The 25,737-nt window shown below is 73.4% G+C and carries 28 protein-coding genes; 19 read left to right on the top strand and 9 right to left on the bottom strand.

Annotated elements, in window-relative coordinates; all coding sequences use genetic code 11:
- Positions 1–39: 39 nt before the first annotated feature.
- The 3 genes from ACH45N_RS13380 to ACH45N_RS13370 form a co-directional block, all read right to left on the bottom strand.
- Positions 40–930 (bottom strand): SDR family oxidoreductase, encoded by an 891-nt coding sequence (locus ACH45N_RS13380; RefSeq protein WP_397394543.1) that lies wholly within the window; start codon positions 928–930, stop codon positions 40–42.
- Complete coding sequence (locus tag ACH45N_RS13375) at positions 927–1,697, bottom strand: SDR family oxidoreductase (RefSeq protein ID WP_397394541.1); 771 nt, start codon at positions 1,695–1,697, stop codon at positions 927–929. The genes ACH45N_RS13380 and ACH45N_RS13375 overlap by 4 nt, the downstream gene beginning before the upstream one ends.
- Before the next feature lie 249 nt (positions 1,698–1,946).
- Entirely contained in the window at positions 1,947–3,368 is a 1,422-nt protein-coding gene (locus ACH45N_RS13370) for a cation:dicarboxylate symporter family transporter (protein ID WP_397394539.1), read from the bottom strand.
- Positions 3,369–3,498: 130 nt separating this feature from the next.
- Here ACH45N_RS13370 and ACH45N_RS13365 point away from each other — a divergent pair, with 130 nt between their 5' ends.
- Both ACH45N_RS13365 and ACH45N_RS13360 read left to right on the top strand, forming a co-directional pair.
- Positions 3,499–5,268, top strand: coding sequence for an ATP-binding protein (locus tag ACH45N_RS13365; protein ID WP_397394537.1), 1,770 nt, complete (start codon positions 3,499–3,501; stop codon positions 5,266–5,268).
- Entirely contained in the window at positions 5,265–5,960 is a 696-nt protein-coding gene (locus ACH45N_RS13360; protein WP_397394535.1) for a response regulator, read from the top strand. The genes ACH45N_RS13365 and ACH45N_RS13360 overlap by 4 nt, the downstream gene beginning before the upstream one ends.
- Positions 5,961–6,212: 252 nt before the next feature.
- On the opposite strand, the gene ACH45N_RS13355 is transcribed toward ACH45N_RS13360, so the two are convergent.
- Entirely contained in the window at positions 6,213–6,773 is a 561-nt protein-coding gene (locus tag ACH45N_RS13355; protein WP_397394533.1) for a hypothetical protein, read from the bottom strand.
- A 118-nt stretch (positions 6,774–6,891) separates the two neighbouring features.
- Entirely contained in the window at positions 6,892–7,881 is a 990-nt protein-coding gene (locus ACH45N_RS13350) for a helix-turn-helix transcriptional regulator (protein ID WP_397394531.1), read from the bottom strand.
- A 114-nt stretch (positions 7,882–7,995) separates the two neighbouring features.
- Here ACH45N_RS13350 and ACH45N_RS13345 point away from each other — a divergent pair, with 114 nt between their 5' ends.
- From ACH45N_RS13345 to ACH45N_RS13330, 4 genes are all read left to right on the top strand, one after another.
- Positions 7,996–9,093, top strand: coding sequence for an ATP-binding cassette domain-containing protein (locus ACH45N_RS13345; RefSeq protein ID WP_397394529.1), 1,098 nt, complete (start codon positions 7,996–7,998; stop codon positions 9,091–9,093).
- The gene (locus ACH45N_RS13340) at positions 9,090–9,908 is read left to right on the top strand and encodes an ABC transporter permease (RefSeq protein ID WP_397394527.1); all 819 of its coding nucleotides are present in this window, start codon (positions 9,090–9,092) and stop codon (positions 9,906–9,908) included. Before ACH45N_RS13345 ends, ACH45N_RS13340 begins: the two co-directional genes overlap by 4 nt.
- 128 nt (positions 9,909–10,036) lie before the next feature.
- Entirely contained in the window at positions 10,037–10,645 is a 609-nt protein-coding gene (locus ACH45N_RS13335) for a cation transporter (protein ID WP_397394525.1), read from the top strand.
- Positions 10,646–10,786: 141 nt separating this feature from the next.
- A complete protein-coding gene (locus tag ACH45N_RS13330) occupies positions 10,787–11,650 on the top strand; it encodes a patatin-like phospholipase family protein (RefSeq protein ID WP_397394523.1) in 864 nt (287 codons plus the stop codon).
- Between the two features lie 169 nt (positions 11,651–11,819).
- Here the strand turns inward: ACH45N_RS13330 and ACH45N_RS13325 are convergent, their stop codons facing one another.
- The gene (locus ACH45N_RS13325; RefSeq protein WP_397394521.1) at positions 11,820–12,536 is read right to left on the bottom strand and encodes a dienelactone hydrolase family protein; all 717 of its coding nucleotides are present in this window, start codon (positions 12,534–12,536) and stop codon (positions 11,820–11,822) included.
- A gap of 135 nt (positions 12,537–12,671) precedes the next feature.
- On the opposite strand from ACH45N_RS13325, the gene ACH45N_RS13320 reads away from it, so the two are divergent.
- Positions 12,672–13,097, top strand: coding sequence for an NUDIX hydrolase (locus tag ACH45N_RS13320; protein ID WP_397397449.1), 426 nt, complete (start codon positions 12,672–12,674; stop codon positions 13,095–13,097).
- 99 nt (positions 13,098–13,196) lie between these two features.
- Here ACH45N_RS13320 and ACH45N_RS13315 read toward each other — a convergent pair whose 3' ends face one another.
- Positions 13,197–13,844, bottom strand: a complete 648-nt coding sequence (locus tag ACH45N_RS13315; RefSeq protein WP_397394519.1) for a transcriptional regulator — start codon at positions 13,842–13,844, stop codon at positions 13,197–13,199.
- 164 nt (positions 13,845–14,008) lie between these two features.
- Between ACH45N_RS13315 and ACH45N_RS13310 the strand changes: the two genes are divergently transcribed.
- Positions 14,009–14,188 (top strand): PEP-utilizing enzyme, encoded by a 180-nt coding sequence (locus tag ACH45N_RS13310; protein WP_397394517.1) that lies wholly within the window; start codon positions 14,009–14,011, stop codon positions 14,186–14,188.
- A gap of 98 nt (positions 14,189–14,286) precedes the next feature.
- A complete protein-coding gene (locus ACH45N_RS13305) occupies positions 14,287–15,210 on the top strand; it encodes a M23 family metallopeptidase (RefSeq protein WP_397394515.1) in 924 nt (307 codons plus the stop codon).
- 138 nt (positions 15,211–15,348) lie between these two features.
- Here the strand turns inward: ACH45N_RS13305 and ACH45N_RS13300 are convergent, their stop codons facing one another.
- Complete coding sequence (locus ACH45N_RS13300; protein WP_397394513.1) at positions 15,349–15,732, bottom strand: VOC family protein; 384 nt, start codon at positions 15,730–15,732, stop codon at positions 15,349–15,351.
- A 113-nt stretch (positions 15,733–15,845) separates the two neighbouring features.
- On the opposite strand from ACH45N_RS13300, the gene ACH45N_RS13295 reads away from it, so the two are divergent.
- The 10 genes from ACH45N_RS13295 (at position 15,846) to ACH45N_RS13250 (ending at position 25,084) form a co-directional block, all read left to right on the top strand.
- On the top strand, positions 15,846–16,301 hold the full coding sequence (locus ACH45N_RS13295; RefSeq protein ID WP_397394511.1) for a nitroreductase/quinone reductase family protein: 456 nt from the start codon (positions 15,846–15,848) through the stop codon (positions 16,299–16,301).
- A gap of 36 nt (positions 16,302–16,337) precedes the next feature.
- The gene (locus tag ACH45N_RS13290) at positions 16,338–16,787 is read left to right on the top strand and encodes a DUF5959 family protein (protein ID WP_397394509.1); all 450 of its coding nucleotides are present in this window, start codon (positions 16,338–16,340) and stop codon (positions 16,785–16,787) included.
- A 49-nt stretch (positions 16,788–16,836) separates the two neighbouring features.
- Entirely contained in the window at positions 16,837–17,565 is a 729-nt protein-coding gene (locus tag ACH45N_RS13285) for a DUF1684 domain-containing protein (protein WP_397394507.1), read from the top strand.
- Positions 17,566–17,789: 224 nt separating this feature from the next.
- Positions 17,790–18,551, top strand: coding sequence for a VIT family protein (locus ACH45N_RS13280; RefSeq protein WP_397394505.1), 762 nt, complete (start codon positions 17,790–17,792; stop codon positions 18,549–18,551).
- A 16-nt stretch (positions 18,552–18,567) separates the two neighbouring features.
- The gene (locus ACH45N_RS13275) at positions 18,568–19,845 is read left to right on the top strand and encodes an arginine deiminase (RefSeq protein ID WP_397394503.1); all 1,278 of its coding nucleotides are present in this window, start codon (positions 18,568–18,570) and stop codon (positions 19,843–19,845) included.
- A 96-nt stretch (positions 19,846–19,941) separates the two neighbouring features.
- Positions 19,942–20,775, top strand: a complete 834-nt coding sequence (locus ACH45N_RS13270) for an ion transporter (protein WP_397394501.1) — start codon at positions 19,942–19,944, stop codon at positions 20,773–20,775.
- A 202-nt stretch (positions 20,776–20,977) separates the two neighbouring features.
- The gene (locus tag ACH45N_RS13265; RefSeq protein ID WP_285106910.1) at positions 20,978–21,112 is read left to right on the top strand and encodes a hypothetical protein; all 135 of its coding nucleotides are present in this window, start codon (positions 20,978–20,980) and stop codon (positions 21,110–21,112) included.
- A 150-nt stretch (positions 21,113–21,262) separates the two neighbouring features.
- Positions 21,263–21,733 (top strand): HNH endonuclease, encoded by a 471-nt coding sequence (locus ACH45N_RS13260; RefSeq protein ID WP_397394499.1) that lies wholly within the window; start codon positions 21,263–21,265, stop codon positions 21,731–21,733.
- A gap of 305 nt (positions 21,734–22,038) precedes the next feature.
- Complete coding sequence (gene rox, locus ACH45N_RS13255) at positions 22,039–23,475, top strand: rifampin monooxygenase (RefSeq protein ID WP_397397447.1); 1,437 nt, start codon at positions 22,039–22,041, stop codon at positions 23,473–23,475.
- A 124-nt stretch (positions 23,476–23,599) separates the two neighbouring features.
- Positions 23,600–25,084, top strand: a complete 1,485-nt coding sequence (locus tag ACH45N_RS13250; protein ID WP_397394497.1) for an ATPase — start codon at positions 23,600–23,602, stop codon at positions 25,082–25,084.
- A gap of 40 nt (positions 25,085–25,124) precedes the next feature.
- On the opposite strand, the gene ACH45N_RS13245 is transcribed toward ACH45N_RS13250, so the two are convergent.
- Positions 25,125–25,727, bottom strand: a complete 603-nt coding sequence (locus ACH45N_RS13245; RefSeq protein ID WP_397394495.1) for a TetR family transcriptional regulator — start codon at positions 25,725–25,727, stop codon at positions 25,125–25,127.
- Positions 25,728–25,737 lie beyond the last annotated feature (10 nt).

The raw sequence follows: 25,737 nt of genomic DNA, 5'->3' as shown, positions 1-25,737 counted from the left end.
TGACATCCTGCCGACCACCCGGATCACCCGCACCGCCCGTCACGCGGTGCGCGCCGTGAGCAGGTCCGGCAGGCCCACGCGCTCCAGGAACTCGGCCCGGGTGCGGTCGGCGAGGTCCGAGACCGCCTCGGAGCCGTCGTCGGCCGGGTCGATGTGCACCCGGTACGGCCGCTGCCCGGCGGGCAGCGCGACGATGCGGGCGATCTCGTCGGAGACGAGCGACACGTCGGCGTCGGGCGCCAGGGCCGCGAGCTTCTCCGCGACCTGGCCCATCAGCCCGGCGTACCGGGTCTCGTAGTCGGCCTCGACCGCGGCGTCGGCGGGGTGGCCCGCGTGCGCGAAGTGGTTGGTGCCGCTCGTGAACGAGCCGGGCACCACGATCGACGTCTCGACGCCCCAACGGGCCAGCTCCGCGGCGTACGACACCGCGAGCGAGTCCATGCCCGCCTTCGCGGCGAAGTACGGCGCGAGGTACGGCGGGGTGCCGCCCTTGACGCTGGAGCTGGACACCCAGATCACGAGCCCCGCGCCGCGGCGCCGCATCCCGGGCAGGACCGCCCGGTTCACGCGCTGGGTGGACAGCACGTTGACGTCGTAGAGCTGCGCGAGCTGCTCCGGCGTGAAGGCCTCCGCCGGGCCGACGACCATGTGCCCCGCGTTGTGGATCAGCACGTCCACTTGCCCGTGGTCCGCCTCGATCTGCCCGACGGCGCGGTCCACGGACTCCTGCGAGCTCACGTCGAGCTCGACCGGCCGCAGGTCGGCCCCGTGCTCGGCGGCCCAGGCCCGCGCGGCGTCGACCTGGGGTGCGTTGCGCCCCTCGGTCTGCCGCATGCCCGCGTAGACGGTGTGGCCCGCGGCGGCCAGGGCGCGCGCCGTCAGCGCCCCGAACCCGCTCGACGCCCCGGTGATGACGACGACGGCGCTCATGCCAGGCCTCCGTTGGTGTAGATGACCTGACCGTTGACCCAGCGTGCGGGGCCGGCCAGGAAGGCGACCGTCTCGGCGATGTCCTCGGGCTGGCCGAGGCGTTCGAGCGGCACGGCGTTCGCCAGGTTCTGGATGGTCTGCTCGTCCTTGCCGTTGAGGAAGAGCGGGGTGGCCGTGGGGCCGGGCGCCACCACGTTGACCGTGATGTCCTTGCCCCGCAGCTCGCGGGCGAGAATGAGCGTCATCCCCTCGACGGCGGCCTTGCTGGCCACGTACGCCGCGTAGGCCGGGAACTGCGCCCGCACCACCGACGTCGAGAAGTTGATGAGGGCGCCGCCGGACCGCAGCCGGTTCGCGGCGAGCTGGGCCACGACGAACGTGCCGCGGATGTTGGTGCGGTGCATGCGGTCGAGGTCGGCCAGGTCGAAGGTCGCGACCGGGCCGAGCAGCATGATCCCGGCCGTGTTGACGACGACGTCGACGCCGCCGAACGCCGCCTCCGCCGCGTCGAAGGCTGCGGCCATCGCCGTCTCGTTGGCGACGTCCCCGCCGACGGCGATCGCCTGGCCGCCGGAGGCCCGGACCTCGGCGACGACCTCGTCGGCGCGGGCCTGGTTGCCGGCGTAGTGGACGGCGACGGCGTAGCCGTCGGCAGCGAGCCGCCCGACGACGGCGCGGCCGATGCCGCCCGACCCGCCGGTGACGAGCGCGACGCGCCGGGTGCCGCTGGATTCCGAGGTGGTGCTGGTGGTGCTGGTGGTGCTCATGGGGTGCTCCCTGGTCTCGCTGTCGATGTGGACCGTGCGTCCATATAAACACAGAAGTGCACGCGTCGTCCATATATTCCCGCACGCGCGCCCCGGGGACACGACAAAGGTCCGCCTCCAGCCGGCGATCCCGCATGCTCCGCGATGGAGAACATGCCTGATCACCTGCTGGAGGCGGACCTTCTTGTCAGACGGCGGCCGGGGTACCCCCAGAGTTCCCCGGCCGGCGTCGGTCCTTGGTGTCAGATGTCAGACGCCCGTCGGCTCCGGCACCCGCGGGTGCGAGCCGCCCGAGCGGTCGGCATCGTCGCCGGCCTCCCCGCCGGCACCTTCGTCCGACCCGGACGGAGCGCCGTCCGGCGCGTGCAGGTCGTCCGCCGCACTCTCGTCGAACGGGATCGTGCCGGCCAGCACCTGGTCCACGCGGTCGCGGTCGATCTCCTTGGTCCAGGTGCCGATGATGACCGTGGCCACGGCGTTGCCGGTGAAGTTGGTCAGGGCCCGCGCCTCGGACATGAAGCGGTCGATGCCCACCACGATGCCCACGCCGTCGACCAGGTCGGGGCGGTAGGTCTGCAGGCCGCCCGCGAGCGTCGCCAGGCCGGCGCCGGTGACCCCGGCGGCACCCTTGGAGGCGATGATCATGAAGGCGAGCATGCCGATCTGCTCGGGCACGGACAGCGGCGTCCCCATCGCGGAGGCGATGAACAGCGACGCCATGGTCAGGTAGATCGCCGTGCCGTCGAGGTTGAACGAGTAGCCGGTCGGCACCGTGATGCCGACGACCGGCTTGGACACGCCCAGGTGCTCCATCTTGGCGATGAGGCGCGGCAGGGCAGCCTCGGACGACGACGTGCTGACGATCAGCAGGTACTCGCGCGCCAGGTACTTCATGAGCGAGAAGATGTTCACGCGGGCCACGAACCAGAGCACGGCGCCCAGCACCACCACGATGAACAGGATGCAGGTCAGGTAGAAGCCGACCATCAGGGTGCCCAGGGCGACGACGGCGCCCCAGCCGGTCTCGCCGACGACGCCCGCGATGGCGCCGAACGCGCCCACGGGGGCGACCCACAGGATCATCGTCAGCACGCGGAAGACGATCGCCTGGATCAGTCGGACCGCGTCGAGCGCGGGCTTGCCGCGGGCGCCGAGCTGCTGGATGGCGAACCCGACGAGCAGCGCCACGAACAGCGTCTGCAGCACGGACTCACCGGTCAGCGGCGAGACGAGCGTGGTGGGGATGATGCCGAGCACGAAGTCGACCAGGCCGGCGGCCTCGCCCTCCGCCTCGTAGCTGGCGTCGGCGATGTTCAGGCCCTCGCCCGGGTGCAGCACGTTGCCGACGACCAGGCCGATGAACAGCGCGAACGTGGACATCACGATGAAGTAGAGCAGTGCCAGCCCGCCGACCCGGCCGACGGTGGCGGCCTTCGCGATCGAGCCGATGCCCAGCACGATGGTGCAGAAGATGACGGGCGAGATCATCATCTTGATCAGGGCGACGAACCCGGTGCCGAGCGGCTTCAGCGCCACTCCGGTCTCCGGGGAGGCCAGGCCCACGATGACGCCGGCGACGACGGCGACGATCACCGCGATGTACAGGTAGTGACTCTTGTCGAGCCGACGGCGTGGGGTGGTCCCGGCGCCGGCGGGCTGCGTTACCGCCATGGTGTGTTCCTCTCACAACGCTGTGTGGTCAGCGACAAGAGTGCTGGCCAGGGCGGCGAACCCCACCATTGCGTACATAGTGTTCTCGCGGCGGTCGGAGCAGCCGCGCGGGCGGTCCACAATGGACCCCGTGGCGCAGCGACGGGGTGCGAGTATCGCGAGGTGGTTCCTCGCCGTGCACACGGCGCTGCTGTTCGCCGGGGCCGTCATCGTGTTCGGACTCCTGGCGCTGGACGCCCGGTCCTCGGCCGAGACGCACGCGGCGAAGGAGAGCACCGACCTGGCGGCCACGGTCGCGGCGGAGGCCCTCGTGATCGACACCGTCGCCCGCGCGCACGACACGCTGGAGACGGACCGCCCGGGCGCCGTCGCCGAGGCCTCCGGGCTACTGCAGCCGTACGCCGAGCGCGTCATGGCGACCACCGAGATCGACTACCTGACCGTGATGGACACCGACCGCACCCGGTACACGCACCGCAACACGTGGCAGATCGGCCGCCAGTTCGTGGGCACCACGGCGCCGGCGCTGCGCGGCGAGACGTTCACCGAGGTCTACGACGGCACGCTCGGTCCGTCGGTGCGCGCCGTGGTCCCCGTCGTGACGGACGACGGCGAGGTCGTGGGCATGGTCTCCGCCGGCGTCACGCTCGACCGGCTGTGGGACAGCATCGTCCCCCGCCTGGTGATCGTCGGCGTCGGCACGCTCCTGGCGTTCGGCACGGGTGCCGTCGCCGCGACCATCCTGGCCCGAAGGCTGGACCGCATCACGGAAAGCAAGGGCCCGGACGAGCTGGCACACCTGTTCACCGCGCACGAGGCGGTGCTGCACTCCGTCGAGGAGGGCATGCTCCTGGTGGAGGACGGCACCGTGGTGCTGGCCAACGACGAGGCGCTGCGGCTGCTCGACGTCCCGGATCTGACAGCGCCGTTCGCCGTGGGCGACGAGCGCCTGTCCCCCGCCGTGCACGACGTGCTGGTCGGCGCCGCGCCCGAGGGTCCGGTGCGCGTGGGCGACCGCGTGCTGCTCGTGGGCCGCGACGCGGCCGCGGCGGCGGGCCGCACCGTCGGCGAGGTCGTGTCCCTGCGCGACCGCACCGAGCTGCAGCGGGTCACCGGCGAGCTGTCGTCGGTGCGCACCATCTCCGAGGCGCTGCGCGCCCAGACCCACGACTTCAGCAACCGCCTGCACACCATCGCGACCCTCATCGAGCTGGGCCGTAGCGACGAGGCGCTGCGCTTCGTCGCCGGCGAGAAGGACCTGGGTCAGCGGCTCACCGACCGCGTGGTCCAGGCGATCGAGGAGCCCGTCATCGCCGCGCTCGTGCTGGGCAAGGCCGCCCAGGCGCGCGAGCGCGCCGTCGAGATGCACTTCGAGACGCACCTGACGCCGGGCACACACTGGCTGGAGCCCGTGGACGTGGTGACGATCCTCGGCAACCTGGTCGACAACGCGATCGACGCCGCGGCGGCCCGCGCGCTGGCCGGGGCGACCGAGGCGTGGGTCGAGATCTACCTCGCCCACGGCGACGACGGGTCCCTGGTCTTCCAGGTCTCCGACAGCGGGGCCGGCATCGCCGACGGCGACCTCGACCGCATCTTCGAGCACGGCTGGAGCACCAAGGACGCCGCGGCAGGCGGTCGCGGCTACGGCCTGGCGTTGGTGCGCCAGGTGGTCGAGAGCCTCGGCGGCGACGTCGAGGTGACGCGCGGGGCGGGCACGGGCGCGGTCTTCACGGTCACGCTCCCCCGTCCCGATCAGGCGCCGGGCGGCGGCACGCCCGACGACGGCGCCGTCGTCGTACCGCCTGCCCTCGCCGGGCTGGCCGGGCAGGCCGGGCCCACCGGGCTGACCGGACCGGCCGGGCTGAGCGGACCGGCCGGGCCCGGCGGCCGCGGGTGATCCGGGTCCTGGTCGTGGAGGACGACCACCGCACCGCCGACGCGCACGGCGAGTACGTGCGCCGCGTGGACGGATTCGAGCTGGCCGGGGTGGTGCACACGGCGGGCGAGACCGTCCGCGCGCTGCGCGACGCGCAGGCCGCCGGGCAGGAGGTGCACCTGCTCCTGCTGGACATGAACCTGCCAGACCGGCACGGCCTGGTGCTGTGCCGCCAGCTCCGCGCGGCGGGCCTGGTGGTGGACGTGATCGCCGTGACGGCGGCGCGCGAGCTGGAGGTGGTGCGCGAGGCGGTCGCCGTCGGCGTGGTGCAGTACCTCATCAAGCCGTTCGCGTTCGGGCTGTTCGCCGAGAAGCTCGGGGCGTACCGCAAGTACTTCGAGCAGATGCGTTCGCCGATCTCGACGATGAGCCAGCGCGAGGTGGACACCGCGTTCGCCGCACTGCGCACCTCGAACGCGGCCGGGCTGCCGAAAGGGCTGTCCCAGGACACCCTGGACGCGGTGTCCGACCTGCTGGCCCGGGCCTCCGGCGCGCTGTCCGCGAGCGAGGTGGCCGACGAGCTGCACCTGGCGCGGATCACGGCCCGCCGGTACCTGGAGTTCCTCGCCGATCGCGGCGTAGCGACCCGCGCGCCCCGGTACGGCACGCGGGGCCGGCCGGAGCTGGAGTACGCCCGCCGCCGTCCGGCCTGACGCTTCCCGGGCGCCCCTCCCGGAACTCCCCTCCCGGAACTCCCTTCTCAGAAATCCCTTCTCAGAAATCCCTGATCGGGAATTCCCTTTGAGGCCCGGGTTTCTCCGCTTTGGACGGGCTCAAAGCGAAGAAACCCGGGCCTCAAAGGGGATGGACGACGGCGGCGGGCGGCGCGGACGTGGACGGCGGCGGGCGGCGCGGCGCGGCGGGCGGCGCGGACGTAGACGACGGCGCCGCCGCGGACGACGGCGTCAGCCCGAGACGGCGGCCGTGAGGCGGTCGATGAAGGCCTGCTCGCCCTCCGAGACCTTGACCCGCTTGCTGAAGAAGCCGCCCACCTTGGAGCTCGAGGCCTCCGCGACCTGCTCGGCGATCCGCAGGATCCACTCGCCGTAGGCGACGGCGTCCTTCTCGTCGCCCCGGGCGCGCAGCAGCGCGACGGCGACACCGGCGAGCTCGACCGCCCGGGCCGTCTCCCCCTCCGGGTCCGGGCGGGCGCCCTCCTGCGCCGCGCGCTCCGTGGCCGCGGCCGCGGCTGCCACCCCGACCTGCGAGGCGGGGTTGGCCGCCGCCTCGGCCTCGGCCGCGTCCTGCTCCCTGAGCCGGTCGCGCATGCCGATCGCCACCGACCGGACGAAGTCGTTCTCGTGCTCCTGGGCCTCGCGGAACACCTTGGCGCCCGAGGTCATCTCCTTGAGGAACTGGAAGGCTCCCGGACGGCCGTCGGCGAGGGTCGCGCCCTTCAGCACGGCACCCGGGGCGTCCAGGATCGGGGCGAGCTCGTCGGCGGTGAAGTCGGCCAGGTTCGTCATGCGCACGCTCTCTGTCGGGGTCGTGGATACGGGGAACGCCCCAACCTACTGCGCGGTTCCCGCGCGCCGCTCCCCCTTCTCGCAGGTCAGGCCCCCACCCCGCCCCCGTGCCGACAGGTCAGTCGCGCACCGCCGCCGCGTACCGGTCCGCCAGCTCGCGGGTCGCCGCCACGAGCTCGGGCGGGCCCACCACCTCGAACGGCACGTCGTAGACGCTGAGCCGCCCGGCCAGACCCGCCCAGGACCACGAGCCCAGCACCACGCGACACCGGGGCTCCCTGTCGACGTCGGGCAGCGGCTCGCACAGTCCGTGGCCGCCGACCCATGGCGCGATGTCGGCGGCCCGCGCGTGCAGCACCGCCTCGCCCCGTACCGGCGAGCGGGAGCCGTTGATCCGGGAGCCCACGAAGGCGGCGACGTCGCCGCCGGGCACCTCCCGCGCGACGAACCGCGGACCGGTGCCCGAGCGCAGCGTGACCCGGTCCACCCGGAACATCCGCCAGTCGTCCCGGTCCAGGTCGAACGCGACCAGGTACCAGCGCCCCTCCGACGTCACGAGGTGGTGCGGCTCGGCCCGGCGTGGCGGCCGGAACGCGGCGTCGCCCTCCCCGACGGGGGCCATGGTGCCGCCCGCGTAGTCGAACCGGACGACCTCGCGGGCCTGGCAGGCCGAGCCGAGCGCCAGCAGCAGGTCCGGGTCCACGGCCGGTTCCTCGGGCCCGAGCCGACGCCGCACGGTGGTCACCTCGAGCGCGTCGAGCCGCGCCCGGAGGCGGGCCGGCATGACCTGGCGGATGGTCGCGAGCGCGCGCAGGGCGCCCTCCTCGGCCCCGGGGATCGCGCCGGTGCGCAGCGCGACGGCGACGGCGACTGCCTGCTCGTCGTCGAACAGCAGCGGGGGCAGCTCGGCCCCGGCGTCGAGGCGGTAGCCGCCGTCGGGCCCCTTGGTGGCGGTGACGGGATAGCCGAGCTCGCGCAGCCGGTCGACGTCGCGCCGCACCGTGCGGGGGCTGACGTCCAGGCGCTCGGCGAGGAGCGCGCCGGGCCAGTCGCGGCGGGCCTGGAGCAGCGACAGGAGGGCGAGGAGGCGTCCGGAGGTCTCGAGCACGGATCCAGGATCGCACGGGGTAGAGGCCAGGACCTGACCGCTACCTCAGGAAGGCTGAGGGGGTACCGCAGAGCAGGAACCGACCGAACGCACGGACCGCAAGAAGGAGACATCGTGATCCGCACCCGAGCACTCACCAAGGACTTCGTGGTGAGCCGCACCCGCACCGTCCACGCCGTGCGTGGCATCTCGCTCGACGTCGAACCGGGCGAGCTGGTGGCCGTGCTCGGCCCCAACGGCGCCGGCAAGACCACGACGCTGCGCATGCTGACCACCCTCATCCAGCCGACCTCCGGGACCGCCGAGGTGGCCGGGTACGACGTCGCCGACCGCCCCGACCGGGTCCGCGCGGCCATCGGCTACGTGGGCCAGGGCGGTGCGGGCGGCGCCGCCCAGCACGTCCGCGACGAGCTCGTCACCCAGGGCGAGATCTACGGCCTGGACCGCCGCACGGCCCGGACCCGCGCCGCCGAACTGCTGGAGGCCCTGGACCTGACCGAGCAGGCCGACCGCAAGGTCGAGAGCCTCTCGGGCGGCCAGAAGCGCCGCCTGGACGTCGCCGTGGGCCTGGTCCACCGGCCGCCGCTGCTGTTCCTCGACGAGCCGTCGACCGGGCTGGACCCGCACAACCGCGCCAACCTCTGGGAGCACATCCTGCGGATGCGCACCGCGTCCGCCGAGCCGATGACCATCGTGCTGACCACCCACTACCTCGACGAGGCGGACACGTTCGCCGAGCGCGTCATCGTCGTGGACCACGGAAAGGTGATCGCCGACGACACCGCCGACGCCCTCAAGGCCGACCTCGCGGGCGACCTGGTGACCCTGCGGGTCCCGGCCGGGCAGGCGGCGACCCTCGCGGCGATCGCCGAGCGCGCGCCCGGCACCCGGTCGGTCCGCGTGGCCGACGGCGCGGTCCGCGCAACCGGACAGGACGACGTCGACCGGACCGTCGAGATCCGCACCGCGGACGGGCCCGGCGCCACGCCGGGGCTGCTGCGTGCCGCCGACGCGGCCGGCGTCGAGGTGCGCCGCATCGACGTCGCCCGGCCCACGCTCGACGACGTCTTCCTCGGCCTCACCGGCCGCAGCCTGCGGGAGACCGGCGTCGACGGCGCCGGACCCGGGCCGGACGAGCCCGCGAACTCCTCCACCACGAACACCTCCGCCACGACCACCTCCACGACGATCAAGAAGGAGGTCCCGGCATGAGCGCCGCGACCCTGATCCCCGCCCCGCAGGCCTCCGCCGAGCGCCCGCTCGCGCGCCGCAGCTTCGTGCGCGACACCCGGATCGTGCTCCTGCGGGAGCTGCGCCCGGTGGCGCGCGACCCGTTCTCGATCCTGTTCGGCCTCATCCAGCCGCTCGTGTTCCTCGGGCTGTTCGGCCCGCTGCTGGTCGGCTCGGCGGGCGCGACCCTCGGCACCGACGTCTGGCTGTGGTTCGTGCCCGCCGTGCTGGCGATGACCACGCTGTTCGGCAGCTCCGTGACCGGCTCCAACCTGCAGCTCGACATCTCCTCCGGGGTGCACGAGCGGATGCTCGTGACGCCGCTGTCCCGGCCGGCGCAGCTCGTGGGCCGCGCCCTGAAGGAGATGGTGCCGGTCCTGGCCCAGTCCGCGGTGGTGCTGCTCGTCATGCTGCCGTTCGGCCTGCGCCCGGACCCGCTCGGCGCGGTGCTCACCCTCCTGCAGCTCGCCGTGCTCGGCATCGGCGTCGGCGCCCTGTCGTACTCGCTGGCGCTCGCGGTGCGCAAGCAGGAGTGGATGTTCTGGGTGGTGCAGCAGACCGTGCTGTTCCCGGTCATGCTGCTCTCGGGCATGCTGCTGCCGCTGGAGACCGGGCCGGCGTGGATGCGCGCCCTCTCCACGGTCAACCCGCTGCGGTACGTCGTCGACTCGGGCCGCGCCGCGTTCGCGGGTGACCTGGCGTCCTCCGCCGTCGCGTGGGGCTGGGTGGCGGCGGTGGCCACGGCCGCCGTCGGCCTGACGGTCGGGGTGCGGGCCATGGTGCGCTCAGCGGACTGACCGCCGTCGCGCCGTACCGCGCAATCCCCTTCGAGGCCCGGGTTTCTTCGCTCTGGCGCCTGCCAGAGCGAAGAAACCCGGGCCTCGAAGGGGATCCGACGGGTGCGCCCGAGCGGCACAATGTCATCGTGCCCACCACACCTGACGACCGCACGGCCGGCCTGCGCCGGACCGTGCTGATCGTCGCGGCCCTCAACTTCGCCTACTTCTTCGTCGAGCTCTCCGTGGCGCTGGCCGTCGGGTCGATCTCCCTACTCGCGGACAGCGTGGACTTCCTCGAGGACACGGCGATCAACCTGCTGATATTCGTCGCGCTGAGCTGGCCGCTCGCCCGGCGGGCCGTGATGGGCAAAGTCATGGCCCTGATCATCCTGGGGCCCGCCGCGGTGGCGGCCTGGCAGGCCGTGGGCCGGTTCGCGGAGCCGGTGGCGCCCGACGTCGTCCCGCTGGTCGTCGCCTCGCTCGGGGCGGTCGTCGTCAACGGGACCAGCGCCTGGCTGCTGGCCCGGGCCCACCACCACGGCGGCGCGCTGGGCAGGGCGGCGTTCCTCTCGGCCCGCAACGACGTGCTCGTGAACGTCGCGATCATCGCGATGGGCCTGGTCACCGCGTGGACCGGCTCCGGCTGGCCCGACCTGGTCCTGGGCTGCGTCATCATCCTCCTGGCCGCCCACGCCGCCCACGAGGTCTGGGAGGCGAGCGAGGACGACCGCCTGGCCGCCACCCTCCCCCGTTGAGTGCTGGCTATTTGTTGTCCGCAACCGGTTGCAGGCAACAAATAGCCAGCACTCAACAAAGGACGGTGGCGGAGGACGTCACCCTGGGATCACCCCGGGGTGGGCGAGCCTCCGGCTCGGGCCGGTCGTAATGTGCGAGGCATGACAGACGCACTCGTACTCGGAGGTGGCGGCGTCGCCGGCGTCGCCTGGGAGCTGGGCGTGCTGCAGGGCATCGCCGACAAGGACCGGGAGCTCGCGGCCCGTCTCGTCGACGCCGACCGGGTGGTCGGCACGTCCGCCGGGTCCGCCGTGGCCGCACAGGTCACGAGCGGCACGCCGCTCCAGGAGCTCTACGAGGCGCAGCTCGTCGACGACGGCCTCGACTTCGAGGTCGAGTTCGACGGGCCGGCCATGATCGCGGGCTGGGCCGCCGCACTGGAGCCCGCGGCCGACGGCACCCCGCCCGACCCGCTCGTGATCCGACGACGGATCGGCGCCATGGCGCTCGCCGCCCCCACGACCGACGAGGCGACCCGGCTCAAGGAGCACGAGGCGCACCTGCCGAGCACGCGGTGGCCGGACACCGACCTCGCCATCCCGGCCGTCGACGCCGAGTCGGGCGAGCTGCGGGTGTTCCGCCGCGACTCGGGCGTGCGGCTCCTGGACGCCATCGCCGCGAGCTGCGCGGTACCGGGCGTGTGGCCGCCGGTGACCATCGGCCTCCGGCGCTACGTGGACGGCGGCATCCGGTCGGTGGCGAACGTCGACCTGGCGGCCGGCGCCGACCACGTGCTGGTCATCACGCCGCAGCGACCGGGGTCGCCGTCGCCGTTCGGCCCGTCGGTCGCCGAGCAGGTCGAGGCCCTGGCACCCGCGAAGGTGCTCGTGATCGGCGCGGACGACGCGTCGCTCGAGGCGTTCGGCATCAACCCGCTGTCCCCCGCCACGCGGGCGCCGTCGGCGATCGCGGGCCGCGCGGTGGGGCGGGCGCAGGCCGCAGAGCTCGCCGCCCTGTTCGCCTGACCCGACGGACGGCGGACGCCGGAGGGTGGACGGCGGACGCCGGACGCCGGACGCCGGACGGTGGACGGCGGACGCCGGACGGTGGACGGCGGACGCCGGAGGGCGGACGCCGGGCCCGCACTGACCGCCGGCCCTCCGCCGGACCTCCGCCGGCCCTCCTGCACCCAGGTCAGGCGCCCTCGGCCGACCGCGCCCCGGCCGGCGTCGGCCCGTCCAGGTGCTCGGCGAAGAACGCGAGCGTCCGCGCCCAGGCGTCCGCCGACGCCTCCGGGTCGTGCGACATGCCCTGGACCCGCATGAGCATGCCGAGCGCCCCGGTGTACTGCGCGAGGAACGAGTGGGTCGCACCGGGATACACCTTGAGGTCCACCGGCACGCCGCTGCGCTCCAGGCCGGTGCGCAGCTTGTCCACCTCGGCGATGTCGACCACCCTGTCCCGGTCGCCGTAGCTGGCCACGACCGGGCACGGGTCCGACAGCATCCGGTCCAGCTCCGCCGGCTCCTGCTTGCCGGCCGGGAGCAGGCCGTAGTTCACCGCGGCGGCGTCGAACCCGCCCCGCCCCGCGGCGACCAGCGCGAACCGGCCGCCCAGGCAGAACCCCAGGACGCCCACCCGGCCGGTGCAGTCGGGGCGGGCCGCGAGCGCCGCCCGCGCCTCCTCCAGCCGGTCGTAGGCGGGCCCCTGGTCGGCGACGAAGCTCGCGAACGTCTGCCGCAGGCAGCGTCCGCGCTGGTACATCGACGGCGCGTGCACGAGGTAGCCCTGCGCGGCGAGGTGGTCGCAGACGCGGCGCAGCTCGGCGCTCATGCCGTACGCGTCGTGCACCACGACGACGCCGGGAAAGGGGCCGTCGCCGGCGGGGACCGAGGTGTGTCCGGGGTGCACGCGGAGCCTCCTGTGCGCTGGGGCGTCCGGACGCCGGGCCCGGACCTCGCCGCCGACCGTACCAGGCGTTGTGCATCGTGCATATGTTTGGGGCACGTCATGATGGGCACCATGTTCACCAGCATCGACGGGACCATGGACCTGCGGGTCTCCGCGTACGCGGTCATCACCGACGAGGCGGGCCGGATGCTCCTGCCGCACTGGTCCGAGGGCAGTCACCACGGCTGGACGATGCCCGGCGGCGGCATCGACCCGGGCGAGCACCCGGCCGACGCCGCCGTCCGGGAGGTCTACGAGGAGACCGGCTACCACGTGGAGCTGGCCGGGCTGCTCGGCGTCGACAGCATCGTGTTCCCCGCCGCCGAGCGCGTGCACCCGGCGGACCGTCCCGGACAGGCCCTGCGCATCGTCTACCGGGCGCGCATCACGGGCGGCGAGCTGCGCGTCGAGGAGGACGGCTCCACCGACGGCGTCGCCTGGCACACCCAGCAGGAGATCGACGTCCTGAACCGGGTCGCGCTGGTGGACCTGTCGCGCCGCTGGGCGGGTCTGATCCCGTAGACGGCGCCGGGCCCGGACCACGGCACGTCACGGCCGCGCCGACGGCGGGAAGCCCCGTGCCGGACCAGGTACGACGCGCCAGTCGGGCCGCCGCGCCCGTCACGCGCCGCGCGGGATCCCCAGGGTCGAGAGCAGGTCCTCGTGCAGCTCCGTCCAGACGGCGTGGCACGAGCCGATGCCGGTCCCGGCCACCCACTCGCCCTCTCCGGCGCGCGCCCGGTCGAGGGCCCGGACGAACCGCGTGTCGTACCCGTCGAACCGGGCCAGCACGGCGGCGAGCGAGGCGACCAGCGGCGTCAGCTCGCCGCCCAGGGCCGCGAGCTCGTCCAGCACGCGCGCGTCCCAGTCGGGGTCGGCGTGCGTGTTGGGCGCGAGCCGGTCGTCCTCCGCGGGGAGCAGCTGCCAGTCGGTGCACGCCTGCAGCAGGCGGGCGTTCAGGGGCCCGAAGGCCTCGTGCGCCTCCTCGACGACGGCCCGCGCCCCCGTCTCGGCCAGCTCCAGGGCGAGGAGCCGGTCGTCCTCGGCGCGACCGCGCTCCGTGAGCGACCAGCCCGCCGTGCTGCCGGACGCCGCCTGGCGGACCCAGCCGTACGCCTCGTCGTCGAGCAGGAGCTCGTGCGCGTCCGCCTGGTCGAGGCCGAACCGCGCGGCCACGGCGTCGTCGTCCGCCATGTCCTGGATCCGGACGGAGTGGAGCACGAGCAGCTCGGGCTGAGAGGGTCGGCCGGGCACCGGGATACGGGTCACACGGTGCACCGTGCATCGTCCGGTGGAGAGTGTCAACGCGAAACGGTCGGCGAAGGAGGAAGTCATGTCGGACGGCTCCGTCGTCGAACCGGCCGGGCCCCCCGGCAGCCCGGGCCGGGCCTCCGGCCCCCACGCGTGTGCACGGACCGGACGACTTCCCCCGCGTGCGCCCCGGTGACGTGCTCGTGTGCCGCTTCACCGAACCGTCGTGGACCGCCCTGTTCGGCCTGGTCTCGGCCGTGGTGACCGAGACCGGCGGCGTCCTGTCGCACGCCGCGATCGTGACCCGCGAGCACGGCCAGCCCGTCACCGTCGACGGCGGGGCCGGGCGGGTCACCGGCTGACCGGCGCACGGGCAGTACTCCCCATGGGCACCGGCCCGGGTGCCGTGCCAGCCTTCCTACGTCAGACCAAGAGTCAGACCTCAGGATGGAGAGCACCAATGACAGGCAACTCCCCGTTCCGCAGAAGATCCGCCAGGCAGTGGGCGTTCGCGGCCCTGGCCGCGCTCGCCCTGGTCGCCTCGCCGACGGCGTCGGCCACGGCCTCCCCGACGACGCCGGGCGGCGGCGCCGGTGTGCTGGCGATCTCCCACAAGTCCCCCTTCAACTGCAGCAAGACGTTCTACGCGAACAACTGGAGCGGGGGCCACAGCCCCAACGGCTCCATCGACTGGCAGACCTACGGCAGCGACGCCATCAACGGCGAGACGGTCCGGGCCACGGCCGGCGGCACCGCCACCTTCGACGACGAGGGCGGCACCAGCTACGGCAAGTGGGTGCAGATCGTGCACAGCGACGGCACCCGCACGCGCTACGCCCACCTGGCCACGATGGTGCGGGCCCCGGGCCAGACCATGTCGGTCAGCCAGGGCACCGTCATCGGGACCGTCGGCTCCACGGGCGGCTCCGAGGCGCCGCACCTGCACTACGAGCAGCGCAGCTCGTCCGGCGTCGTGGACACCTCGCCCACCGTCGACGGCGTGACCGTCTCCGTGGGCCAGAAGAAGGCCGTGACCAGCACCAACGCCTGCGGGTCGAGCAACCCGTACACGCCGGCGGAGGTCTGCGGCAGCGGCTTCACGGTGGTCGACCAGGCGGCGCTCGGCACGGTGGGCCGGACCTACCTGCTGTACAACTCCGGCACCGGCAACAACTGCGTGGTCACGCTGAAGTCGACCAACCTCGGCACCCCGACCGCGGTCTCGGCCTTCCTGGAGCCGCAGGGCGCGTCGCGCACCACCGACTCCGGCAGCTACGAGTACTACGCGGGCCCGGTCAAGCGGTCCGCGCCGGGCACCTGCGTCAAGTGGGGCGGCTCGGTGGGCTCCACCAGCTACACGAGCCCGTTCGAGCACTGCGGCTGACACCCGCTCCGCCGCGCCGCAGGCCCCCGGGGGTACACCCCGGGGGCCTGCGGCCTTGACCGCGCGAGCAGGTGGAGCATCTACTACACGCGCGAGATGGGGGAATGGGAGATCCGAGGACGCACGCGGCCTGAGGGCTCACGCGGCCGACGGCGGCTCGATCAGGTCCCACGGCATGCCGTACAGGTCCTCGAAGACGGCGACCGTCCCGTACACCTCGTACCGCGGCTCCTCCCGGAACCGCACGCCCGCCGCGACCATCCGCGCGTGCTGCGCGGCGAAGTCGTCGGTCTCCAGGAAGAAGGCGACCTTCCCGCCCGCCTGCCGCCCGACGACGTCGTCGGCGCCCGGCAGCGCGAGCACCAGGCCGGTCCCGCCCTCCGCGGGGCCGACGACGACGCGGCGGCGGCCGCCGTCGTTCGTCTCGTCCTCCCGCAGGGCGAAGCCCAGGGCGTCGACGAAGAAGGTGATCGCCTCGTCGTGGTCGCGGACGAGGTAGGTGACGTCGGAGAGTCGCAGCACCCCGTGATCCTAGGCCGCTCGCACCAGATCACGGTGATCCACGTGACGCCGAAGGCCCTGACCTCTGGCATGATTCCCGGCGGCCGCACCCGACCATCGACGAGGATCGCTCCATGAGCTTCTCCCACCCGACCGGCACCCGCGGCGCGAGCGTGCCCGGGCCCGTGTTCCGCTGGCTGAACCGCCTGATGGCCGGGCACGCCCGGCGCACCACGGCCACGACCATGGGCAAGAACCTCCTGGTCCTGACCACCGTCGGGCGCAGGAGCGGACAGGCCCGGCCGACCCCGCTCGCATGGTTCCCCGGCCCGGACGGCTCCTGGCTCGTCGTCGCCTCCGCCTGGGGCGCGGCGACCAACCCGGCCTGGTACCTCAACGTGGCCGCCCACCCCGACCGGCTGACCGTCGAGCTGGGCGGCCGCAAGGTCGCCGTGACCGCCCGTGAGCTGCACGGCGCCGAACGGGCCGAGGCGTGGCAGCAGATCACCGCCGAGGCGGCGAACTTCCGCCGCTACGAGCAGACGACGGACCGGGAGATGCCGGTCATCCAGCTGACGCCGAAGGCCTGATCCCGGGTGTCGGTGGGTCGTGGTTGACTCGCGCCCGTGACATCACAGGATGCAGGTCTGCCGTCCGAGCTCTTCCGTTTCGAGGGTGACAGGAACGTCGTGGCACTCCGCATCGAATCGCTGGATCGCCGGCCCGACGGGACCGCCATTCAGGCGCGCGGCACGATCGAGATCGACTGCGGGGACGTTGCGGCCGGGCGCGGGGTCAGGGGCGTACAGCCGACGTTCGTCGGTGATGTGGACCTGGACGCCTGGCGGGCGGCCCTCGACGCGCTGGACCTGGGACAGGACGTCGCCTGGCGCGAGGACCAACGAGCGACCGAGGTGCACGTCCGCTGGGAGCACGACGACATGCTCGTCGTCACCGTCCGCGACCGGATGGGCCTGCTGACGGACGTGACGGCCGCCGTGCCCGTGTCCGACGAGTGGTTCGACGACGCCTACGACCGCCTGGACCGGGTCTACGGGCTGTTCGAGGGTCGCTGAACCGCAGCCGCCCGGCAGGGTGTCAGAGGCTGTGGGTAGTGTCGGACGCATGACGCACGCCGCCACCACCTCGCCGGCCATCACAGCACTCCAGACCGCGGACTGGCGGCGGCGCGTCTTCGCGCTGTACGCCGAGGCCCGCACCCGCGCCGTCGTGAACCCGGCCGCCGCGCACGCAGGCTGGATCGCCGCCCGGGACGAGCTCTTCGCGACCCACCCCGTCTCGCCGATCCTGCCGGAGGAGCGGCCCGGCTTCACCGGGCTGACCGTCACCCCGTACGACCCGGCCTGGCGCCTGAGCGCCCCGATCGTCCCGGCCGAGCCCGGGCCCGACGGGACGCCCCGCCGCCTCGACGTCCCCACGGGGACCGACGGCGTGGTGCCGTTCGAGCTGCTCGGCACGGTCGCCCTGGGGTCCGACGCCCTGGGCGACCTCGGCACCCTCGACGTCTGGCGCCTCGCGTCCTACGGCGGCGGCCTCTTCGTGCCGATCAAGGACGCGCTCGCCGGCCCGCCCGGAGGCACCTACGGCGGCGGCCGGTACCTCATCGACACGATCAAGGGCTCCTGGCTCGGGCACACCGGCGGGTCCGACGGCGGCGAGGGCGGCGGCCCCGACGACTTCGGCGTCGGCGACCTGGTGCTCGACCTCAACTTCGCCTACAACCCGTCCTGCGCCTACGACCCGGCGTGGACGTGCCCGCTCGCCCAGGACGGCAACACCCTGGCGGTCGAGGTCCCGGTCGGCGAGCGCACCCCGGACAAGCCGTCGTACTGAGGCGTCACCTCGCCCGACCCAGCGGCAGCCCGGCCTCCTTCTCCCCTTTGAGGCCCGGGTTTCTTCGCTTTGAGGCGGCTCAAAGCGAAGAAACCCGGGCCTCAAAGGGGAGGGACGGCGAAGCGGAGGGACAGCCAGCCGCAAGGGCGCCGCGGCCAAGGTGAGGCTGCCCAACCTCGGGCCTGATGTTGGCCCGAAACCCGGAGACCTGGTTGCCTGAGGCCATGACGACAGAACCGTCCGGCGCGGAACGCCCGGACACCGGCGGCCCGACCGCCGTCGGGCACCCCGACGAACCCCACACCAACGGGCTCGCCGAGCGCTTGAACTGGCTGCGCGCCGGCGTGCTCGGCGCGAACGACGGCATCGTCTCGGTCGCCGCGGTCGCCGTCGGCGTCGCGGCGGCGACGTCGCAGACCGGGCCGATCCTCACCGCCGGCCTCGCCGCCCTCGTCGGCGGCGCCATCTCGATGGCGCTGGGCGAGTACGTGTCGGTCTCCAGCCAGTCCGACACCCAGCGGGCGCTCATCGCCAAGGAGAAGGCCGAGCTCGCCGCCATGCCGGAGGAGGAGCTCGCGGAGCTCACCGAGCTCTACGAGGCCAAGGGCCTGTCCCCCGCCACCGCCCGCCAGGTCGCGATCGAGCTCACCGAGCACGACGCGCTCGCCGCCCACCTGGACGCCGAGCTCAACATCGACGAGGACGGCGTGGTCAGCCCCTGGCACGCCGCGCTCGCGTCCGCCGTCGCCTTCACGATCGGCGCGATCCTGCCGCTCGCCGCCGTGCTCCTGATCCCGGAGCCCTGGCGGGTGGGCGTCACGTTCGTCGTCGTGCTGGCCGCGCTCGCCGGCACGGGCTGGATCGCGGCCTGGATCGGCGACGCGCCGCGGGTGCGTGCCACGGCGCGCGTCGTCGTCGGCGGGGCGCTGGCGCTCGGCGCGACCTTCGCGATCGGCTCCCTGCTCGGCACGACGGCGGTCGGGTGAGTACCGTTGTCGCCCGATGAACACCATCGACAGCACACCGCCCCCGGCCGGCACACCCTCGTCGGCGTACGGTGTCCACTCCGAGGTGGGCCGCCTGCGCAAGGTCCTGGTCTGCGCCCCCGGTCTGGCCCACCAGCGCCTCACCCCGTCCAACTCCGCCGGCCTCCTGTTCGACGACGTCCTGTGGGTCGAGCGCGCCCAGCAGGACCACGCCGACTTCGTGGCCGAGCTGCGCGAGCGTGACGTCGACGTCGTCGAGCTGCACGCCCTGCTCGCCGAGACGCTGCGCGTGCCCGGGGCGCGCGACTGGCTGCTCGACCGCAAGATCGTGCCCGAGATCGTGGGCAACGGCCTGGTCGAGGCGACGCGCGAGTACCTGGAGTCCCTGCCGGAGCACGAGCTGGCCCGGTACCTGATCGGCGGCCTCGCCGTGGCCGACGTGCCCGAGCTCCCGCCGGGCTTCCGCGCGCTGGCCGACCTCAGCCCGGACGCGCGCGAGTACCTCATGCCCCCGCTGCCGAACACGCTGTTCACGCGCGACACGACCTGCTGGATCTACGGCGGCCTCACGCTGAACCCGCTGTACTGGCAGGCGCGCCGCGACGAGACGCTGCTCATGAAGGCGATCTACTCGTTCCACCCCGACTTCGTGGGCAGCCGCGTGTGGTGGGGCGACCCGGAGACCAGCCACGGCGAGGCCACCTTCGAGGGCGGCGACATCATGCCGATCGGCAACGGGACCGTGCTGATGGGCATGAGCGAGCGCACGTCGCGCCAGGCGATCACGCAGGTCGCGGCCTCGCTGTTCCAGGCGGGCGCGGCCGAGCAGATCGTGGTGGCGGGCATGCCGCGGCTGCGCGCCGCCATGCACCTGGACACGATCATGACGTTCGTCGACGTCGACACCGTCACCGTCTACCCGCGGATCGTGGACCGCGTGCACCCGTTCGTGCTGCGCCCCGACTCGGGGCCGCTCGGCGTCTCGGTGACCGACGCCGGCCGGTCGTCCTTCCTCGACGTGGTGGGGCAGGTCTCCGGGCTGGGCCAGCTGCGGGTCATCGAGACCGGCGGCGACGTCTACGAGTCCGAGCGCCAGCAGTGGGACAGCGGCAACAACTCCGTGGCCGTCGAGCCGGGCGTCGTCTTCACCTACGACCGGAACACCACCACCAACGACCTGCTGCGCAAGGCCGGCATCGACGTGATCGAGATCGCGGGCGGCGAGCTGGGCCGCGGCCGCGGCGGCGGGCACTGCATGACCTGCCCGATCATCCGCGAGCCCGTGAGCTGGTAGAGGCTGGACCGGCCCGCCCGGGGCCGGACCACCCCGCGCCACCGACCGCGCGGCAGTTACCCTGCATTCCGGACAAACCCCATGAAAGGAGTCCGGATGTCGGTCGGTGGCGTGCCCGTACGCGAGCGCCTGCGCAGGCTGGTCGAGCACCGGTCGTTCCAGCGCGTGGTGCTCGGTGTGATCATCGCCAACGCGGTGGTCCTCGGGCTGGAGACCTCGATCGTCGACGGACCCGTCGACCAGGTGCTGCAGGTCGTCGACGACGCGATGCTGTGGTTCTTCGTCGCCGAGATCTCCCTGCGCCTGGTGGCGCACGGCCCGCGCTTCTTCCGCGACCCGTGGAGCGTGTTCGACCTGCTCGTGGTGGGGATCGCCCTGATCCCGGCGACCGGCCCGCTGTCGCTGCTGCGCGCCCTCCGGATCCTGCGCGTGCTGCGCCTGGCCGACTCCGTGCCCTCGATGAAGCGTGTGGTGAACGGCCTGGTCGCGGCGGTGCCCGGTATGGGCTCGGTGGGCGCGCTCCTGGTGCTGGTCATGTACGTGTCGGTGGTGATCGCAACCAATCTGTACAGCGCGATCGCACCAGAGCACTTCGGCGACCTGGGGACCACGGCGTTCACCCTGTTCCAGGTCATGACGGGCGAGGCCTGGCCGGACATCGCGGAGGACGTGATGGAGGACGAGCCGACGGCGTGGATCTTCTTCGTCGTCTTCATCCTCGTGGTGTCGTTCGCGGTGCTGAACCTGTTCATCGCGGTGGTCGTGAGCGGCATGGAGAGCATCGACGAGCTCGCCGAGCACGAGGAGCGGTCGGACGCGGAGGTGATGGACGAGCTGCGCGCCATCCGCGCGCAGCTCAGTGTGCTGCAGGCCGAGCTCGCGGCGGCCCGGCGCGACACGCCGCTGGACCCCGCCACGCCGCGCACTTGATGCATCCTTGGGTTGCAGTTCCGGAAAAGCCATAGACGCTACCAAGTCCTCGTTGTACCTTTCTTCACACACGGACTGGTGCCGTGGCGGCAGGTTGTGTGTCTGTGACTCCCCGCCCCGCGACTCCGCCACCCGTCGTCAGACCCGAACGCAGCACCACCGACAGCCACCTCCGAGACCACCGGAAAGGACGAGACACACGATGGTTCGCACCCGCATCGCGCACCAGGCCGCAGGCCTGGGCAAGGCCAGTGCCGCCACCGAGTCGTCCTACCCGACCACCGCGCAGCACCTCTGGGACGGCCGCGAGGCCATCCGGGGCGCCATACGCTCCTGATCCGGTCATGGCCGGACCAGTGAACGTGAGCCGCCTCGGGACATCTTGTTCCCGGGCGGCTCTTGTCGTCCCGGGGCTGAACGACAGCACAACCAGTACCACTCGAAAGTCAAGAACCGAGACGACAAGCTCACCGGAAGGAGCAGGCCCGTGGCCGACGTCCTAGTCCTCAATGCCGGCTACGAGCCGCTGCACCGGGTATCGGTCCGGCACGCCATCCACATGCTCGTGCGCGAGGTCGCGGTCGTGGAGGAGGCGGTCGACGGCCGCTCCTTCGGGCCGTTCCCCTTACCGCGCGTGCTGCGGCTGGTCCGGTACGTGACGATGCGGTGGCTCTACAAGTCGGGCGGGGCGCCCGCGTGCACCAAGCTCGGCGTCAAGCGGCGCGACGGCCTGTGCGCCTACTGCGGCGGCCCCGCCGAGACCGTGGACCACATCCTGCCGCGGTCCCGCGGCGGGCCCTCGACGTGGATGAACCTCGTGGCCGCCTGCTACGAGTGCAACTCGCGCAAGGCGGACCGCACCCCGGCCGAGGCCGGCATGGTGCTCCACGTGACGCCGCACGTCCCCCGCGCGGACTACGCCCGCGCCATCCGGCACAGAGCGGCCCGCGCGGCATAGGCCGGGCCGGACCATCGAGTCCTCGGTAAAGGGTCAGGTGATCGGCAACTCCTGTTGCCGATCACCTGACTTTTTGCCGTTCACTTGCCGGCGGCCGCCCGCGGCCAGAGCCTGGGGTCCGCGGTGAGGGTGGCTCCGGAGGCCGCTTCTCCTGCCACTTTCAAGATATAGCGCGGTAGGGGGCTTGCGGCAAGGGGCCCGTGGGGGCGCAGAATCGTCGGCCGTCGCCGGTTCTTGGCGCCTGACGAAACGAGGTTCTGGTGACCGACGTGAACATCACCGACTCCGACACGGCCGACACGAGCATGGCCCGCACGAACACGACCGACGTGCTCGTGGCCGGCGGCGGCCCCACCGGCGTGATGCTGGCCGGCGAGCTGCGGCTGCGCGGCGTGCGGGTGCTCGTCCTGGAGAAGGACACCGAGCCGACCAAGGTGGTCCGCGGGCTCGGCCTGCACGCGCGCACCCTGGAGATCCTGGACCAGCGCGGCCTGCTGGACCGGTTCCTGCCGCTGGGCCAGCAGTACCCCGTCGGCGGCTTCGCGGGCATCGCCGGGCCCACGCCCGCCGGGCTGGACACCCCGTACCCGTTCGTCCTCGCCATCCCGCAGCCCGTCACCGAGGCTCTGCTGCGCGAGCGCGCCGCCGAGCTCGGCGTCGAGATCCGGTACGGCCACGAGGTCACCGGGCTGAGCCAGGACGACGACGGGGTGACCGCCGAGCTGGCCGACGGCACACGCCTGCGCTCGCGGTACCTCGTGGGCTGCGACGGCGGCCGCAGCACCGTGCGCAAGCTCCTCGGCATCGGCTTCCCCGGCGAGCCCAGCACCCACGAGACCCTGCTGGGCGAGGTGGAGCTGACCGCACCCGCCCAGACGATCGCCGCGGCCGTCGCGGAGGTGCGCAAGACCTACAACGACTTCGGTGCCATGCCGCTCGGCGACGGCCTCTACCGGCTCGGCGCGCCCGCCGACGGTGTGGCCGAGGACCGCGCCGTCCCGCCCACCCTGGACGAGCTGCGGCAGCAGGTGCGCACGCTCGCCGGCACCGACTTCGGCGCGCACTCGCCGCGCTGGTTGTCCCGCTTCGGCGACGCCACCCGACTCGCCGACCGCTACCGCGCCGGCCGCGTGCTGCTCGCCGGGGACGCCGCGCACGTCCACCCGCCCTACGGCGGGCAGGGGCTCAACCTCGGGGTCCAGGACGCGTTCAACCTGGGCTGGAAGCTGGCCGCCGAGGTCACGGGCCAGGCCCCGGACGGGCTGCTGGACACCTACGCCGCCGAGCGCCGGCCGGTGGCCGCCGACGTGCTGGACAACACCCGCGCCCAGCACGTGCTGCTCTCCCCCGAGCCGGGCCCGCGGGCCGTACGGAGCCTGCTGACCGAGCTGATGGGGCTCGAGGACGTGCGCCGGCTCCTGGTGGAGAAGGTCACCGCGACCGGCGTCCGCTACGACCTCGGCGCCGGGCACCCGCTGCTCGGGCGGCGCCTGCCCGACGTGGGCCTGCGGCAGGGCCGGCTCTACGAGCTCCTGCGTACCGGCCGCGGCCTGCTGCTGGACCGCACCGGCCGGCTCACGGTCGACGGGTGGACCGACCGGGTCGACCACGTGGCCGACCCCGACGCGGCGCTGGACGTGCCCGCCGTCCTGCTCCGGCCCGACGGCCACGTGGCCTGGGTGGGCGCGGACCAACAGGACCTGCTGGACCACGTGCGCCGGTGGTTCGGCGCCGAAACATGACGGGTGAAAGCGGCCGGTACCCTGTGCGCGTTCATGAACTCGCCACGACGATGTCCGGCGACCGGAGAAGGGGAGCACGCGAGTGAGCGTCCAAACCGCGGGGTGGCCGCGCGCCGATGTGGTCGTGCGTGACGACGGATCGGGCCAGGTGACGATCAACGGCCAGACGGTGCCCGTCTACCGGAACAGCCTGGGCGAGGCCCGCAGCGAGGTCATGCGCCTCGTCATGGAGTACTCGGCGAGCATCGGGGTCGCGGTCGAGGTCCAGGCGCTCGGCCCCGAGGGACCCACCGGCCTGACCGTCCACCCTGACGGCAGGGTGGTGCAGGACGGCGGCGCGGGGGCCGCGCAGGCGGTCCAGGCCGCGGTGCCGCAGCGGACGAGTGTCATGGGCCATGCCGACCAGCAGGACGTCGGGCAGCACGGGGCGGGCCAGCACGCCGCCCCTCCGAGCGGCGTCGGCCAGCAGGGCTTCCCGCCGGAGACTCCCCCGCAGGACCCGCGCGGCTCGCAGGGCTCCGCACCGCAGAACCAGGCGCCGCAGGGCGGGCCGCAGCACGGCCCGCCGCAGCAGGAGCCGGCACCTCGGGCCCCGGGCCCGCAGGGCACGGCCGGATTCGGCCCCTCGGCCCCGGACCCGGACCAGTTCTTCGTGCCGGGCGGCCCCGGGCACGACGGCGGACGCCGCGACAGCCGCCGGTCGTCCTTCCTCGTGCAGGACCGCCTCGACGAGCCCGCCACCCAGGGGGTGCGCGGCGTGCTGGCGCGGGTCGGGCTGCGGGTGCGCCCCGGCGAGACCGAGCGGGCCGAGCGCGCCGACGAGCAGGTGGTGAGCCAGCACTGGCCCGGTCCGCGCACGATCTCGATCGTGAACGGCAAGGGCGGTGCCGGCAAGACGCCGGCCACGGTGCTCCTCTCCGCGGTCTTCTCCTCGCACGGCGGCTCCGGCGTCGTCGCGTGGGACAACAACCAGACGCGCGGCACGCTGGGCTGGCGCACCGAGCAGGGCCCGCACGAGGCGACCCTGCTCGACCTGATCCCGCAGACCGAGCACTTCCTGGGCCCGACGGCGCAGCTCGCCGACCTCGCCTGGTTCGTGCACCACCAGTCGCGCGACCGGTTCGACGTGCTGCGGTCCAAGCCGATGGCGCTCGCGCACGAGCAGCGCATCTCGTCCGAGGACGTCGACGCGATCCACGCGGTGCTCTCCAAGTACTACCGGATGATCTTCATCGACTCCGGCAACGACGAGTCCGACCCGATGTGGCTGCGCATGATCGACCACACCGACCAGCTCGTGGTCGCCACCAGCACCCGCGACGACCACGCCGAGGCGGGCGCGCTGCTGCTGGAGGCGCTGGCGAACCGCGGGGAGCACATGGCGGACCTGGCCCGCAAGGCTGTGGTCGTGGTGAGCCAGTCGGACCCCAAGGCGACGCCCGCCGACCTGCGCCGCGTCGCCCAGGGGTACCGCTCGCTGGCGCGGGAGGTGGTCACCGTCCCGTTCGACCCCGCCATGGTCGACGGCCAGCTCGTCTACCGCGCCCTGCGCCCGCAGACACGCCGGGCGTGGCTCGCCGCGGGCGCGGCGCTCGCCCGGGGCTTCTGACCCTGCCGCGAGCCACGCCGCGTGAGCCACGCCGCGTGAGCTACGCCGACGGCGCCGGGGCGGCGATCCGGGTGACGGCGCGGCGGACGTCGGCGCGCACGTCGTCCGCCGCCTCCGTGCCCTCCGGGACGGCGAGGATCCCGCCCACGGTGAGCACCGAGCCGTGCACCACGGCGAGCACCTGGCCGAGCAGCCGGTCGGCCGGCACGGTGGCGTCGATCCGGCCGGGGTGCCGCGCCTGGACGTCGCGCAGCGCCTCGACCTTGGCCGCGCTCGACGTCGCCGACCGCTCCAGGGCGCCGAGCAGGCCCGGCCGCTCCAGCGTGTGCCAGAGCAGCAGCCGGACCAGCTCGGGGTGGCCCACCGTGAAGTCGAACAGGCGCACGGCGTAGCCGGGCAGGTCGTCGGCGGTGAAGGGCACGGCGTCCAGCAGGTCGAGGATCCGCGCGCTCACGACCTGGTCGAACAGCGCCTCCTTGCCGCCGAAGTACGCGTAGATGCGCTGCTTGTTGGCCGACGCCCCCTCCGCGATCCGGTCCACGCGCGCACCGGCGAGCCCGTACCGTGCGAACTCCTCGGCGGCGGCCTCCAGGATGCGCGTCGGTGTCGCGGCGCGTCCGACGTCGGCACGGGGGGTGGGCATGTCGCCCAGC

The organism is Promicromonospora sp. NPDC019610 (assembly GCF_044389365.1).
Taxonomy (GTDB): Bacteria; Actinomycetota; Actinomycetes; order Actinomycetales; family Cellulomonadaceae; genus Promicromonospora.
This window is presented reverse-complemented; position numbering and strand designations above follow the sequence as displayed.